Raw genomic sequence first — 14,443 nt, 5'->3', positions numbered from 1 at the left:
TTCCCTCAAAAAAAATAATCGTTCATCTGTATTCTTTAAAAGTATGAAAGCAATCATGTTTCCCGGACAGGGCTCACAATACAAGGGAATGGGTAAGGATTTGTTCCCGCTGTTTGATAAAGAGACACAACTGGCCAATGAAATATTAGGGTATGATATCGCCGAACTGTGCGTCAAAGATCCCAACCGGTTACTGGGACAAACCGCTTATACCCAGCCGGCATTGTATGTGGTGAACGCCCTGCAGTATTACCGGCAGGAAAGTAATGATCGTCCGGATTATTTGCTGGGCCATAGTTTGGGCGAATATAATGCCTTGCTGGCGGCTGGCGCTTTTGATTTTGAAACGGGCCTACGGCTGGTACAAAAAAGAGGTGCATTGATGGCCGCAGCCAGTGGTGGTGGGATGGCGGCCATCCTGGGCATCGGTGCAGCTGCTGTTAAAGAACAGTTGCTGGAAGAAGGTTATACGGATATTGATGTGGCTAACTATAACACCCCTACGCAAACTGTGATTGCCGGTCCGCAGCAAACAATCGACAAAGCAGTGAAGTACTTTGAATCCAAAGGGACCAAAGCGGTGTTGTTGTTTGTCAGTGCACCCTTTCACTCGCGGTACATGCAACCCGCGGCCGATGAATTTTCGGTATTCCTCCGGCAGTTTACTTTCTCTCCGCTTACAATACCTGTGATCGCAAATGCCACAGCAGCCGTATATGCCGATCATCAGATTGCAGCCTTGTTAAGCCGGCAGATTCAAAGCTCTGTACAGTGGACAGATACGATCCGTGTATTGATGGGGAAAGGCGTCGCCACTTATGAAGAAGTGGGCGGCAAGGTGCTGACCAAAATGGTCAATGAAATTCTGGAGAAATGTACGCCGCTGGAAACAACAGACACAGCACCGATACAACCCGTAGCCATCACGACGCCTGATGTTCCCGTTGCTGCCACCACAGCGGTGATACCGGCTGACTTGTCGGCCCGGCTGGGTAGCCAGGCTTTCCGGGATGATTATGGCGTAACATATACGTATGTAGCCGGGGCGATGTACGGTGGTGTGGCCTCCAAAGAAATGGTAGTACGCATGGCTAATGCCGGCATGATAGGCTTCCTGGGTACCGGTGGCCTTTCCTCGTCCGTCATCGCAGCCAACATCCGGTATATTCAAAGTAAGCTGGCTGCAGGGAAAGCTTACGGCATGAATTTATTGCATCAGCTGACAGACCCGGCATCAGAAATGATCACCGTGGATCTCTTTCTGGAACATGGTATCAAAAACATAGAAGCAGCCGGCTATATGCAGATAACGTCCTCATTGGTGTATTACCGGTTAACCGGATTGCGGAAAGATGAGCAGGGTAAAGTGGTGTGTGACCACAGAATAATAGCCAAGGTATCCAGACCGGAAGTAGCCGAAATATTTATGCGGCCGGCGCCGGAAAAAATAATCAATAAACTGCTGGAAGAAAAACGTATCACAGCAGCGCAGGCAGCGTTGGCCGGTCAGGTGCCGATGAGCCATGATATATGCGTGGAAGCCGATTCAGGCGGACATACAGACAGAGGAATCGCGATGGTATTGTTACCGGCCATTCAACGGCTAAGAAGCGATCTGCAGGCGGCATATCAGTATACTACTGCCATCAGAACCGGACTGGCAGGAGGTATCGGTACCCCGCAGGCAATTGCATGTGCTTATCTGATGGGCGCCGACTTCGTACTCACAGGTTCAGTTAATCAATGTACCGTAGAAGCAGCAACAAGTGATACTGTGAAAGACCTGTTGCAGGATATAAATGTGCAGGATACGGATTACGCGCCTTCCGGCGACCTGTTTGAAATAGGCGCGAAGGTGCAGGTATTGAAGAAGGGAGTATTGTTTCCATCGAGAGCCAATAAATTATTTACGCTCTATAACCAGTATGAATCACTGGAAGATATACCCGCCAAAACAATTGCCCAATTGGAGAAGAGCTGCTTCAATAAGCCGCTGGCCGCCATGTGGGAGGACATCAAAACACATTTAAACAGCAAAGGAGAACAGGCAGAAATCACGCGGGCGGAACAACATGCGAAAAATAAAATGGCCCTCGTCTTTCGCTGGTACTTCGACTATAGTGCGAAACTGGCGTTGGAAGGAAATATCGATCATAAAGTAAACTTCCAGATTCAGACAGGACCGGCGTTAGGCGCCTTTAACCAATGGGTAAAAGGTACAGCGCTGGAAAACTGGCGTAACCGGCATGTGGATGAAATTGGCATCCGGATGATGGAAGCCGCCGCACAGCTATTGAAAGAAACACTTTTGCATATAAACAATTGATTAAAACTAAAAACCATTGTGTAATGAGAAACGAAGTAATAACCCTGATTAAGGAAAACCTGGTAGAGATTATTCCGGAATTAAAAGCAACGCCCATTGAGTTGGATGAAACATTTGTAAACCTGGGCGCTAACTCTGTCGACAGAGGAGAATTGATTACCCTCACCCTCGAGCGCCTGAATCTGGAAGTATCCCGCATTGAATTTGTAAGTGCACAGACCATCAATGAGCTGGCAGATTTAATCATCGAAAAAACGCAAAAGGTATGACCCCGGCATCCATTCTTGACATCATTGCTACAAATATCAGGCAGATCGTTCCGGGATTGGAACAGGTGAACATCAGCCGGGAGGATATGTTGTCGCCATTAGGACTGGACTCCGTTGGCCGGGCAGAACTGATCGAAAAAACGTTGGAAGACCTGGATCTCAGGGTCTCGCGTTTTGATTTTCATTCGGCCGCCAATTTAGGGCAACTGGCAGATCTGCTTTACCAAAAACTGGAGGGGGCACAGCTATGACGCCATCTACGAATGTTGCGAAGGTTACCGGAATGGGCGTAGTGACGCCCACGGGAACAGGTGTGCCTGCCTGGACGGCTGCATTAAAAACAGCTGCTACCCATTATAGTGTGAAAGCATTTCACCAGGGGGAACGTGTTTTCAGCTTTCCGGTTGCTGCCGTCAATGATGTCGACTTGTTATCATTGACGGCCGGTCTCCAGGTGAAAGAAGCGCTCCTGGAAAAGATCCGGCGGTTACGGCATATATCCCGGAGTACTTCCTATGGTATCTACTGTGCTTTGGAAGCCTGGACAGATGCCGGTTTTAATGACGCTGATACCGACTTAACCCGGGTGGCTATTATATCCGGAGGTACCAATATCCAGCAGGCTGCCTTACAGGCGGAGCAGGAGAAATACCGGGAAAAGCTGCAGTTCATGAACCCTAATTATGGACTCAACTTTTTTGATACAGACCTGGTAGGCGCTTTATCCGGTTTACTGGGTATCAGAGGAGAAGGGCATACCATTGGTGCTGCCTCCGCCAGTGGCAACATGGCTGTCATCCAGGGTTGCCGGCTGCTGGCAACGGGAGCGTATGACGTCGTAGTAGTGGTGGCTCCTTTAATGGATTTATCTGTTTACGAATACCAGGGCTTTACTGCATTGGGTGCAATGGCGCCCTGGACGGAAGGCGCCACTGCTGCAGACATATGCCGGCCATTTGATGCGGCACACCGCGGTTTTGTATATGGGCAATCTGCCGGTTGCATCATCCTGGAAAGCGCCGCACATGCTGCCGGAAGAGGTAAAACAGGTTATGGCGACATCACAGGTTATGGCATCAGTCTGGATGCCAACAGAAGCCCTCATCCTTCTGCGGAAGGCGAAACAACCGCCATGTTAAAAGCCCTGACAGCAGCCGGAATAAACGCGGCGCAACTTGGCTATGTCAATACACATGGTTCTTCTTCTGCCCTGGGCGATGCCACAGAAGTGGCGGCATTGCTGGCAGCGGGGTTGTCGGGCGTGAAAGCCAACAGTACAAAATCACTGATCGGGCATGGTTTATCTGCTGCGGGATTGGTAGAATGTATTGCCACGCTGATACAAATCAACCATGGATTTGTGCATGCAAATCATAACCTGGAAAATCCGATCAGCAGCGACATAGACTGGATACAACAACAGGCGCGGGAAGCAGTGATCGATTATGCCCTGACGAATAGCTTTGGGTTTGGTGGTATCAATACGGCCATCATCCTTCGGAAAAATTAATTACAGTTAAACAAATATCAATCTTCCTAAATAATGAAAGCAGGAATAGAAGCCTTAAATATTTATTGCGGTTCCGCCGTATTGAACGTAGCAGAATTAGCCCAGGCACGGAATTTAGATACCGGTAGGTTTGAAAATCTTTTGATGAAAGAAAAAACGGTACCAATGCCCTATGAAGACCCCATTACCAATGGGGTGAATGCGGCAAAGCCGATTATCGACAGCTTAACAGCGGAGGAGCGGAGCCGGATTGATATGGTCATTACCTGTACAGAATCAGGAATTGATTTTGGTAAGTCCATGAGTACCTATATGCATCATTACCTGGGCCTGAACAGAAATTGCCGGCTTTTTGAATTAAAAGGCGCCTGTTATTCCGGCACCGCCGGTTTGCAGATGGCTGTTAATTTCATTCTCTCCGGTAATGCACCCGGTAGAAAAGCCCTGGTGATTTGTACGGATATTATGCGGGTGAATGCGGTAGACGGATCGCTGGAAATGTCTTTTGCAGAACCCAGCACAGGATCTGGTGCAGTGGCTATGCTGGTGAGCGACTATCCGGTCGTATTTCAAATAGACAATGGTGCAAATGGTTATTACGGCTATGAAGTGATGGATACCTGTCGCCCGGTACCAGACCAGGAAGCAGGCGATGCGGATCTGTCGTTGTTGTCTTATCTGGACTGTTGTGAAAATGCCTTTAAAGAATACCAGAAGAGAGTAGAGGGCGCTGACTATGAAGCTACCTTTGGCTATCTCGCTTTTCACACGCCTTTTGGCGGCATGGTGAAAGGTGCCCATCGTACCAATATGCGTAAGTTCAAACAGGCTAGTCCTGCGCAGATAGAAGCGGACTTCCAGAAAAGAGTGATGCCTTCACTGGCCTATTGCCAGCGGGTTGGTAATATCATGGGCGCCACTGCACACCTGGCATTGGCCAGCACCATTGATCATGGCGATTTTGAACAACCTAAAAGAATCGGCATGTTCTCCTATGGATCCGGTTGTTGCTCCGAATTTTACAGCGGTATCGTTACGCAGCAATCCCAGGAAAAGGTAAGACAGTTCCAGCTTTCCAAACACCTGAGCGATCGGTATAAGTTATCTGTCAAAGAATATGAAAACACCTTTGCTGCCAACGAAAATTTAAAATTCGGCACACGGGATTATAAAGTAGACCTGTATCAGTTCCCGGAAACATTTAAACATGTGGAAGGAAAAAACAGGCTGGTCTTTTCAGAAATAAAAAACTTTCACAGAATTTATAAATGGGTATAGTCATGACGATACTGGAAGCAACATACGAAACCATTCGGATCCGGGAACAGAGAGGTGTGCTGTACTTGCAGCTATATCGGCCGGAAGCGAATAATAGTATCAATGCAACGCTGATCAGAGAGATGAAACAGGTGTTACTGCATCTCGAAAGCGTGGCAGCGATTAAAGTAGTGGTACTGGAAGGACTGCCGGATAGTTTCTGTTCCGGCATGGACTTTCAGGCCATCAGTGATGGCCGGGCAGATGGGATGATTGATGACGATCCCCAGGCCTATTATGCCTTGTTGCAGCATTTCTCCCGTTGCTCCAAAGTGATTATTGCGAAGGTGGAAGGAAAAGTAAATGCCGGAGGAATCGGGCTGGTAGCCGCCAGCGACCTGGTCATTGCCGATGAAAAAGCAACGTTTGGCCTGTCGGAAGCTTTGTTTGGTTTGTTACCGGCTTGTGTGATGCCTTTCCTGATTCGCAGGATTGGCTATCAGAAGGCACAATGGATGACGCTCATCACCCAGGGCATTCCCGCGCTGCGCGCTTTTCAGATAGGATTGGCCGATGAGCTGACAACAGATGTAAATGATGCTGTAAGAAGAAATGCGCTGCGGCTGAATATGCTGGAAACAGACACCATCAAGGATTTGAAAAACTATATGGATGAACTGTGGATCATGAATGATAGCACGCGGCAATTAGCTGTGGGGAAACTGAGTGCCCTGATGAAAACAGAAAGGGTCCAATCAAACATTAAAAACTTTATTCAAAACGGAAAACTCCCATGGAACAGGTAGTAAAATTAACCGAACTGGAAGCAGGTATTGTACAGGTCACGATGGAAGATAAAGACTCCCGGAATACCTTTACGAAAGAATTAATGAGTGCATTGATCACGGTATTTGCAGAGATAAGGCGACATCCCGGCTATAAGGTGGTGATACTGACCGGATATGAAAATTACTTCTGCTGTGGTGGTACCAAGGAAGAGTTGATCCGGATTCATCAAAGTGATGCAAAGTTCAATGAACTCAATTTTTTTACCTGTCCGCTGGAGTGTGAGATACCCGTTATCTCCGCTATGCAGGGACATGGTATCGGTGGGGGATTCGTATTCGGATTATATGCCGATTTTGCGATCCTGGGAAGAGAGAATGTATACACGACCAACTTCATGAAATACGGTTTTACACCTGGTTTGGGCGCCACCCTGATGGTGCCGTTGAAATTGGGTGAAGTGCTGGGTAATGAAATGTTGCATTCCGCGAAAAACTACCGGGGAGAAGAGTTAAAAGAAAGAGGCATTCCTTTTAAAGTAGTACCGAAGGCACAGGTAATGTCAGAAGCAATGGCATTGGCAAGAGAGCTGGCAGAAAAACCACGTTTGTCACTTGTTACCCTCAAAAAACACCTGACTGCACACATCAGGGAAAAGCTGCCCATAGCGATAGAACAGGAATTGCATATGCATGAAATTACTTTTCATCAGCCGGAAGTAGGCGAGCGGATAGAAACTTCTTTTGGTAAATAAATCATTGTGATCATGACAACCGGTTTTAAAACGGTATTCCTGTTTTCCGGGCAGGGCAGTCAGTACAGCGGAATGGGGCGAAAACTGGCGGAGCAGCATCCTGTTTTCAGGCATAGCCTTGAACAGAGTGATGCCATCATCCGGCAACAGCTGAACCGGTCGCTGATAGCAGAACTGCACGCCACCAAACAGGATACGCTGGACGATCTGCTGATCACACATCCTGCTATTGTTGCCGTGGAAATAGCCATGTATGAGGTGTTGCGGTCAATGGATATACAACCTGATTACTTGTCAGGGAATAGTCTGGGGGAATTTGCGGCCGCCGTAGCGGGTGGCGTGTGGAGTGCGGAGGTGGCTTTGGAAGCGGCTATTGAGCAGGCAAAGGCAATAGTGAGCAGCGATGCTGCAGGTGGCATGCTGGCCGTTATCCATGAAAGGAAAGACCTGGAAGCTATTTATCTCCGGCATCAGCTTTTCCTGGCAGCGGATAATTTTGAAGGGCACTTTACCCTTTCAGGATCCATCGCCGGACTGAAAGGTTTTCAGGAAGAATTGGACCACCGTGGTATTCATTATCTGCGGCTGCCGGTGAATCATCCTTTTCATGCGCCGCTGATTGAAAATGGCCGCCAGCGGTTTCAGTATTATACAGCAGGTATGCCGCCGCTGTCGAAGCCACAGCCAGGGTTTATTTCCGGCATACAATGCCGGGAGCTCACCACACTCCCCGAAGATTATTTTTGGGAAGTCATCCGGCATTACACGAATTTTTCACAGATAGTAACCCTGCTGGAAGAGCAAGGCCCTTGTCTTTATATTGATCTGGGCCCTTCCGGGACGGCTGCTACCTTTGTGAAATACAATTTAAAACCTGGCTCCGGCTCGCATGTTTTTCCGATCATGACGCCTTATCAACAGGAAATACAACAACTGGAAAAACTGCAGCAGTGGCTGGCCGGAAAATAAGTGCAGGTGGCTGATAACCGATAATACTGTTCAGGTAAATAAATTTTCTACGCTTAAATGCTATTCAACAATGACAGGACCAGATCCGGAACTGCTATATCCGTTACCCAACAATAAAAACCTGGTGTTTCTTAAAAACCTGGTTAACCGCCCCAATATAGAAGTAGGTGATTACACTTATTATAATGATATAGAGGCGCCGGCCAATTTCTTTAAGAATATTTTGTATCATTATGAGTTTTTAGGCGATAAACTGCTGATCGGGAAATTCTGCGCCATTGCTTCCGGCGTTAAATTCATTATGAATGGTGGCAACCATGTAATGGAAGAATTTTCTACCTATCCTTTTTATGCATTCAGACAGGGCTGGGAAAAAGCCATGCCTAAAATAGAACAGATGATGCCGAAGGGAGATACCATTATCAAAAATGATGTATGGATCGGTTTTGATGCGATCATTATGCCGGGAGTAACCATTGGCCACGGCGCTATTATAGCAGCAGGTGCTGTGGTGACAAAAGACGTAGCGGATTATAGTGTGGTAGGAGGCAATCCGGCAAAAGAGATCAGGAAAAGATTTGATGAGGTAACGATAAAGAAACTGATACGCATTGCGTGGTGGGATTGGCCCGTTGATAAAATTACCCGGTACCTGACGCTGATCGTATCTGCAGATATAGCTGGTCTGGAACAGGTGGCCTTGGATTGACCAGCCTATAACGCCTGCTGATGACAGCTTTCAGATGGCTGTCTGGCAGGCGGTATCAAAATAGCCAACATGAAGATTAAAACATTTCAGGTATCTTATTTTGTGATTAAAAACCAATGTTACCTCATCTATAAAAATGGTATGGGTATTTTAATAGACCCTGCCTGGGATTATGAGCTCATCAATGATTTTATGGTCAGCCAGCAGATTGTGTTGAAAGGGGTTTTATTAACACATGCACATATCGATCATACCAATCTGGCAGAGCGGTTTGCCATCGCACATGATGTACCTGTTTTTATGTCGGGGCAGGAAATTGATTACTATGGATTTGATTGTGGTAACCTGAGAAGAATAAATCATTTACAGGAAGAAGTAATAGGCGATTTTGAAATCATTCCGATTGTTACGCCGGGACATACCTTTGGGAGCTGTTGTTATTTAATAGACCGGCATCTTTTTTCAGGGGATACCATCTTTATAGAAGGCGTGGGTATCTGCGACGGTAAAGGGGCTGATGCCAGTAAGATGTATGACTCTGTGCAGCTGCTGAAACATTTTTTACCGGAGCATACCTTATTCTGGCCAGGACACTCCTATGGTCAGACACCGGGAAAAGATCTCCGGTATCTTTTAATAAACAACATTTATTTCCAGTTTGATAACCGCGCACATTTTGTCAACTTCAGAATGCGGAAGGGACAGTCTCATTTGTTTGGATTTACTTAAGGAATAATCATCGTCAGAACAGGGGTGATGCCTTCATACCGAAGGTAATATACATGTGGCTTTTATGCACATCACCTTTTTATATGATTCGTATCAGCTGGCCGGGAATAATATTTCCGGTTTACTGCCATAAAAGAACGACCTTCGTAAGGCTCCTCTCTTTCACTCCTTTTTTAGCCAACGCGATCAGGTGTAACAGTATGCAATATGAAAATGAAAAAAATAAATATCGTCCGTTTTGCGCCTAAAGGTAGTAACAGCTTTATAGAAACACTGACCGCCGCGGTACATGACTATTTTCGATCCAATAATATTTCCCCCTATGCGAATGCTGCCATGTGGCTGAAAACTGCCATCATGCTGCTTTGCTACTTTGTACCCTGTATATTTATCATTTTGGGCGCAGGCGCAAGTAACCTGTGGTTGTTCTGGGGGCTTTGGTTTCTGATGGGATGGGGAATGATCGGGATCGGTACCGCTGTTATGCACGATGCCAATCACGGTACTTACTCTCCGCATAAAAAGATCAACATTTTTATCGGGCATATACTGGAAGTAATAGGCGGATATTCTGTTAACTGGAAGATACAGCACAATATGCTGCATCACACCTATACCAATATAGACGGACTGGATGAAGATATCAGCAGTACTGTTTTGTTACGGTTATCTCCGCAACAGCGCCGGTATTGGTTCCACAGACATCAGCATATATACGCATGGTTCTTCTATGCACTGATGACCCTCTACTGGATGACCGCCAAAGATTATCTGCAGGTAATACGTTTTAAACAGCGTAATCTTTTGCACAAACAAAAGGTGTCATTACCCAAGGCTTTAATGCATATTACCTGGTCCAAAATGTTTTATTATGCCTATATCCTGGTATTGCCTTTATTGTTTTCCGGGCAACCCTGGTATTTTGTACTGACCGGTTTCTTTATTATGCACCTGACCGCAGGTCTTTTTCTTTCCTGTGTTTTTCAACCCGCGCATATCATGCCCAATGCAGCTTTTGCCGCACCGGTAGTTTCGGGCGACAGCCGGCAAATGAAAGATAGCTGGGCGGTTCATGAGCTGGTAAATACCATCAATTTTGCGCCCCGGAATGCCTGGTTATCGTGGTTTATCGGTGGATTGAACTACCAGATAGAACACCACCTGTTTACTGATATCTGTCATGTGCATTACAGAAAGATAGCCCCCATTGTAAAAGCTACTGCTGCTTCCTTTGGATTACCCTATCAGGTGCAGCCCACCTTTTTGAGAGCTTTGCGCGAACATTCCCGGATGTTGAAAATACTGGGAAAAAAATAGCCTGTTCTGCGAAGCTGCTACCTGTAAAGTAGCACCAGATCTCCATATTAAATCAGCGGGAGAAGTAGACGCTGTTGTTTGCCTGATAGGTAGCAGCGCTACTTTACGTATGTCCTGATTACAACAGGATGGTTTGCTGAAAGTAGTAACAGAAAGCTGCTTTGTTCCTGCAATATCTCCACACTAAAAAACGCATTTGCTGGTTGGCCATAATAAATCCTGTTTACCCGATTAATAGGACTACCTTACAGATAGCTGCTGGTTATTCTACCCGCACATAAATCAAATATCATGTCAAACGTTGTGGAAGTTGTAGTGGCCGACAGAAATCTAGCCACTATGTCGAGAAGTATAAAAGCTGCAGGACTGGATATGGTACTATCAAAAAAAGGCCCCTTCACTATATTTGCCCCTACTGATCTTGCATTTGGTAAACTGCAACCCGGCCGCATACCTGCATTGCTGCAATCGGAAAACAAGGAAAAATTGATTGAGTTGTTGAATCATCATGTCGTGGAAGGGTTGACAAGTTTTAATGATCTCAAAGATAACCAGAAGCTGGTAACCGCTAACGGAAGGGAACTGGCGGTAAAGGTGAATGCCGGTAAAGTAACCATCAACGGCGCTACTGTACAAGGCCGTGATAACAGAGGTACCAATGGTGTGGTACATTCATTGGATACTGTGATTGAAATGAAGTAACAGTCAGAGATTAACTCCGCTATCGAAATACAGGCGCCACTGGTAAAACACCAGTGGCGCCTTTGTTTTTATTATACAGGTTATAGACGTTTTTACGGGAATCAGTTGAAAATATCAACAGGAAATAAGATATTGCAACCGCGTCGCATGGAAAATATAAAGGATACACGATGCTGATCCGGATGAATAATAGAAAAGCCCACGTTACAGATAAGCGAACTCCTTTACTGCTGTTATGAAAACATTATTTACGTTCAACTAAAAAAAACGATCATGACTTCCACCAAACAAGTAGCCAAACATTTCAGGGATGTACACTTTGGAGGTAACTGGACTGCCGTGAACCTGCAGGATACTTTAGCGGGCATTAACTGGGAGCAGGCCACTACAAAGGTATATGACCTGCATACCATCGCCGTGTTGGTGTTTCACATCAACTATTATGTAGGCATTATTTTAAAGGTACTGCAGGGCCATCCGCTGGAAGGAAGTGATAAATTCAGCTTTGATCTGCCTCCGGTATCATCCGAGGCAGCATGGCAGGCGTTGGTGAATAAAGCATTGCAGGAAGCGGAGCAGCTGGCTGTATTGATGGAGGCACTGGATGATGCAATACTCCCGCAGGATTTTACGGATGCCCGATATGGTAGTTATCACCGGAATTTACTGGGTGTTACAGAACATACCCATTATCACCTGGGCCAGATTAGCCTGATAAAGAAGATAATCAACGGAAGTAAAACAGTCAACGGATGATATAATATCAGCTGCTGGTTGGCTGATACATGCTGCTGCACCGGGAGGGGTAGCAGCATTGTTATTTTTAGTAGCGGTGTCAGTATTGTATTTACCAGAGAAGCCGTTATTTTTTTCTGCAGCAGGTATGTCATGCATTAGCGGTCCTATAGTGTAAAATTGTATGCATTAAGCTGGTACTTCAACAGATAATAAGCCTGTATTAACATGTCTGCCCATACCAACAGCCTGTATTTAACCCTATTGTCTTCACTGTAAAACTGTTTTTCATGCAACGTTTAATGTACTGTTACCTAAACATCGCCATAGTATGTCTTATGGCTTGTAAAAAAGAAGCTGCTACACCGGCGGATGATAAAACCAATAAGATACCGGAATCCGTTGCCGGTGTGCCTGTATTGCCGAATTATTATCAGATACCCGCGCCGGGACATTCCGCTGATGGTGCTAATATTGCTATTACGGATATTAATGGTAATGGCAAACCGGATATTTTTCTGATGATAGAAGATGCTCCTGTTGGCCCTAATCAATATAGATATGTTGTCGCATATGATGTCAATGAAAATGGCGTCGCTACTACTGTTTCCGGGGTTAAATATGTGCAGGCGCCGGGTGATTATGCGGAAGGATCCGGCATGGCCATTGGCGATATTGACCGGAACGGGGTGCCTGATTTGATATTGATGTCGTATGATGCGCCTCCCGGCCCCAACCAATTCAGGTATAAAGTAGGACTTAATCTGAATATAAACGGCGATGCTGCCTTGTGGACGAATTACTATACTATTCCCGGTGTGAGCGACGATGGACAGGGCGCTGCCATTGCGCTGGGGGATATTGATGACAATGGTCTGCAGGATCTGATATTGGTAGCCGGAGACGGACCCGCTACGGGAGAACTCCGTTATCAGATTGCTTTCAACCTGAATAACGTGGGACAAGCCAGCACTGTATTACCTGCCGGAGTGACCCTTAACCATGTTGCCTCTTATATGCAGGGGGTAGGTGTGGCACTCGCCGATTTAAACGGAGACCGCAAACAGGAAGTGTTCTTTATGGGATATGATAACCCACTTGGTCCGAATGAATTCAGGTGTCTCACGGGCACATTTAATAAACAGGGTGTACTGGAAAGCCGGTCCAATGGTTATGAAAGTTACACCGGCATATGTGATGAATCGCAGGGTGCTGGTATTGCTGTTTATGATATAGATCGGGATGGGATAAAAGATATGGTGTTTATGGCAGATGATAATCCTCCCGGTGCGAATGCTTTCCGGTATTATGTCGGCTTCCAGCTGACTAAAAACCGGATCCGGAATACCTGGGTACCCGCCTATTTTAATTAAACCATTTGCATCAGGCAGACAGGGTACCTATGTAAGCGTACAGGGAAAAGGCCTCTTTCACAGGAGGCCTTTTCCAGCTATAGCTATACGTTGGTTATTGCCTGCCATTTTCCGGAATTGATAAGGGGGGATTTTCATCTCCCGCTTAAAAAAACGATTGAAGTATGCCGGGTCTTCGAAACCCAGCTGATGTGATATTTCCTTTACGGTCAGCACACCATGATACAGGTATCGTTGTGCTTCCAGTAATATGCGTTGTTTGATCAGGTCTCCGGCGGAAGAAAAGGCATATTTTCTGGTCAGCAGGTTTAATTGTTTCAGGGAGATGTGCAGCTGCGCCGCGTAATCGTGTGGCAGATGTAAGGTCCGGTAATGCTGTTCTATCAATATTTTGAACTGCCGGAACTGTTGCCGGCCGGTATGAGAACCGGTTTCGGATATCGTAGATAAGGTTTCTCTTAACTGATAGGCCTGCAACAGGAATATCTTTACATACGACAACAGAATGAGCTTACGCATACTGCCGTCAGCCTGGAAGCTGCGTTGTATCTGACGAATGGAGGCATCCAGTGCCGTTGCTGCCGCGTGGCCGAACTGCAGAAAAGGAATCCGGTCCGTATTATCAAAAACATCTTTCAGCACAAAGGCGCTTTCCGGTCCGCTGTCGAGTGCAAAGAAACGCTCCGGCAACATGAGTATATGTCCGCGTGCATCCGTATTGATATCCATCTGGTGTACCTGGTTGGGCGACAGCAATATCAGCGTAGGTCCGTTGAAGGTATATTCCTGGAAATCCACCCACTGGGTGCCATAGCCTTCCCGGAAGAAGATCACCTGGTAAAAGGTTCGGCGGTGTGGCGACAATTGCCGGATATTGGCCTGTTCAAAACAGGCAACATACACATCATCCGGCATCGGTGTGGCTGGTTCACCGGTTTCGGTATACACGGGTATACTGGTATCGGCAGTCATCTTCATGTTGCTGCATTTTAATGATGCTACAATTT

General features: G+C 46.4%; 15 protein-coding genes. 14 read left to right on the top strand and 1 reads right to left on the bottom strand.

Features of this window, described 5'->3' with window-relative positions:
• The first annotated feature begins 43 nt into the window (after positions 1-43).
• The 14 genes from fabD (at position 44) to OL444_RS20795 (ending at position 13,436) form a co-directional block, all read left to right on the top strand.
• The gene (fabD, locus tag OL444_RS20860) at positions 44-2,326 is read left to right on the top strand and encodes an ACP S-malonyltransferase (protein WP_264729988.1); all 2,283 of its coding nucleotides are present in this window, start codon (positions 44-46) and stop codon (positions 2,324-2,326) included.
• Positions 2,327-2,349: 23 nt separating this feature from the next.
• Positions 2,350-2,595 (top strand): phosphopantetheine-binding protein, encoded by a 246-nt coding sequence (locus OL444_RS20855; protein ID WP_264729989.1) that lies wholly within the window; start codon positions 2,350-2,352, stop codon positions 2,593-2,595.
• Entirely contained in the window at positions 2,592-2,846 is a 255-nt protein-coding gene (locus OL444_RS20850) for an acyl carrier protein (protein WP_264729990.1), read from the top strand. Before OL444_RS20855 ends, OL444_RS20850 begins: the two co-directional genes overlap by 4 nt.
• On the top strand, positions 2,843-4,105 hold the full coding sequence (locus OL444_RS20845; RefSeq protein WP_264729992.1) for a beta-ketoacyl synthase N-terminal-like domain-containing protein: 1,263 nt from the start codon (positions 2,843-2,845) through the stop codon (positions 4,103-4,105). Before OL444_RS20850 ends, OL444_RS20845 begins: the two co-directional genes overlap by 4 nt.
• 33 nt (positions 4,106-4,138) lie before the next feature.
• Positions 4,139-5,383 carry a hydroxymethylglutaryl-CoA synthase family protein gene (locus tag OL444_RS20840; RefSeq protein ID WP_307734946.1) on the top strand — a complete coding sequence of 415 codons (1,245 nt, stop codon included), beginning with the start codon at positions 4,139-4,141 and terminating at the stop codon, positions 5,381-5,383.
• A gap of 2 nt (positions 5,384-5,385) precedes the next feature.
• Positions 5,386-6,168: an enoyl-CoA hydratase/isomerase gene (locus OL444_RS20835; RefSeq protein WP_264729994.1), complete on the top strand. Its 783-nt coding sequence runs from the start codon at positions 5,386-5,388 to the stop codon at positions 6,166-6,168.
• Positions 6,156-6,902, top strand: a complete 747-nt coding sequence (locus OL444_RS20830) for a polyketide synthase (RefSeq protein WP_264729996.1) — start codon at positions 6,156-6,158, stop codon at positions 6,900-6,902. The genes OL444_RS20835 and OL444_RS20830 overlap by 13 nt, the downstream gene beginning before the upstream one ends.
• 12 nt (positions 6,903-6,914) lie before the next feature.
• Complete coding sequence (locus OL444_RS20825) at positions 6,915-7,871, top strand: acyltransferase domain-containing protein (protein ID WP_264729998.1); 957 nt, start codon at positions 6,915-6,917, stop codon at positions 7,869-7,871.
• A gap of 70 nt (positions 7,872-7,941) precedes the next feature.
• Positions 7,942-8,580, top strand: a complete 639-nt coding sequence (locus OL444_RS31830; RefSeq protein WP_307734944.1) for a CatB-related O-acetyltransferase — start codon at positions 7,942-7,944, stop codon at positions 8,578-8,580.
• A gap of 69 nt (positions 8,581-8,649) precedes the next feature.
• The gene (locus tag OL444_RS20815; RefSeq protein WP_264730000.1) at positions 8,650-9,309 is read left to right on the top strand and encodes an MBL fold metallo-hydrolase; all 660 of its coding nucleotides are present in this window, start codon (positions 8,650-8,652) and stop codon (positions 9,307-9,309) included.
• A gap of 207 nt (positions 9,310-9,516) precedes the next feature.
• Positions 9,517-10,626, top strand: a complete 1,110-nt coding sequence (locus OL444_RS20810; protein WP_264730002.1) for a fatty acid desaturase family protein — start codon at positions 9,517-9,519, stop codon at positions 10,624-10,626.
• Positions 10,627-10,917: 291 nt separating this feature from the next.
• Positions 10,918-11,328 carry a fasciclin domain-containing protein gene (locus OL444_RS20805; RefSeq protein WP_264730003.1) on the top strand — a complete coding sequence of 137 codons (411 nt, stop codon included), beginning with the start codon at positions 10,918-10,920 and terminating at the stop codon, positions 11,326-11,328.
• Between the two features lie 273 nt (positions 11,329-11,601).
• Positions 11,602-12,084, top strand: coding sequence for a DUF1572 domain-containing protein (locus OL444_RS20800; protein ID WP_264730004.1), 483 nt, complete (start codon positions 11,602-11,604; stop codon positions 12,082-12,084).
• A 317-nt stretch (positions 12,085-12,401) separates the two neighbouring features.
• The gene (locus tag OL444_RS20795) at positions 12,402-13,436 is read left to right on the top strand and encodes an FG-GAP repeat domain-containing protein (RefSeq protein ID WP_264730006.1); all 1,035 of its coding nucleotides are present in this window, start codon (positions 12,402-12,404) and stop codon (positions 13,434-13,436) included.
• A 57-nt stretch (positions 13,437-13,493) separates the two neighbouring features.
• On the opposite strand, the gene OL444_RS20790 is transcribed toward OL444_RS20795, so the two are convergent.
• A complete protein-coding gene (locus tag OL444_RS20790; protein WP_264730008.1) occupies positions 13,494-14,414 on the bottom strand; it encodes a helix-turn-helix domain-containing protein in 921 nt (306 codons plus the stop codon).
• Between the last annotated feature and the right edge of the window lie 29 nt (positions 14,415-14,443).

This window comes from Chitinophaga nivalis, from assembly GCF_025989125.1.
Classification (GTDB): Bacteria; Bacteroidota; Bacteroidia; order Chitinophagales; family Chitinophagaceae; genus Chitinophaga; species Chitinophaga nivalis.
Note: the sequence above shows the minus strand (reverse complement) of the source record. Positions and strands in the feature narration are given on the sequence as shown.

Bases quoted from the DNA above. Each gene is read 5' to 3' on its own strand.
- fabD (WP_264729988.1), top strand. From the start codon at position 44: ATGAAAGCAATCATGTTTCCCGGACAGGGCTCACAATACAAGGGAATG.
- OL444_RS20855 (WP_264729989.1), top strand. From the start codon at position 2,350: ATGAGAAACGAAGTAATAACCCTGATTAAGGAAAACCTGGTAGAGATT.
- OL444_RS20850 (WP_264729990.1), top strand. From the start codon at position 2,592: ATGACCCCGGCATCCATTCTTGACATCATTGCTACAAATATCAGGCAG.
- OL444_RS20845 (WP_264729992.1), top strand. From the start codon at position 2,843: ATGACGCCATCTACGAATGTTGCGAAGGTTACCGGAATGGGCGTAGTG.
- OL444_RS20840 (WP_307734946.1), top strand. From the start codon at position 4,139: ATGAAAGCAGGAATAGAAGCCTTAAATATTTATTGCGGTTCCGCCGTA.
- OL444_RS20835 (WP_264729994.1), top strand. From the start codon at position 5,386: ATGACGATACTGGAAGCAACATACGAAACCATTCGGATCCGGGAACAG.
- OL444_RS20830 (WP_264729996.1), top strand. From the start codon at position 6,156: ATGGAACAGGTAGTAAAATTAACCGAACTGGAAGCAGGTATTGTACAG.
- OL444_RS20825 (WP_264729998.1), top strand. From the start codon at position 6,915: ATGACAACCGGTTTTAAAACGGTATTCCTGTTTTCCGGGCAGGGCAGT.
- OL444_RS31830 (WP_307734944.1), top strand. From the start codon at position 7,942: ATGACAGGACCAGATCCGGAACTGCTATATCCGTTACCCAACAATAAA.
- OL444_RS20815 (WP_264730000.1), top strand. From the start codon at position 8,650: ATGAAGATTAAAACATTTCAGGTATCTTATTTTGTGATTAAAAACCAA.
- OL444_RS20810 (WP_264730002.1), top strand. From the start codon at position 9,517: ATGAAAATGAAAAAAATAAATATCGTCCGTTTTGCGCCTAAAGGTAGT.
- OL444_RS20805 (WP_264730003.1), top strand. From the start codon at position 10,918: ATGTCAAACGTTGTGGAAGTTGTAGTGGCCGACAGAAATCTAGCCACT.
- OL444_RS20800 (WP_264730004.1), top strand. From the start codon at position 11,602: ATGACTTCCACCAAACAAGTAGCCAAACATTTCAGGGATGTACACTTT.
- OL444_RS20795 (WP_264730006.1), top strand. From the start codon at position 12,402: ATGGCTTGTAAAAAAGAAGCTGCTACACCGGCGGATGATAAAACCAAT.
- OL444_RS20790 (WP_264730008.1), bottom strand. From the start codon at position 14,414: ATGAAGATGACTGCCGATACCAGTATACCCGTGTATACCGAAACCGGT.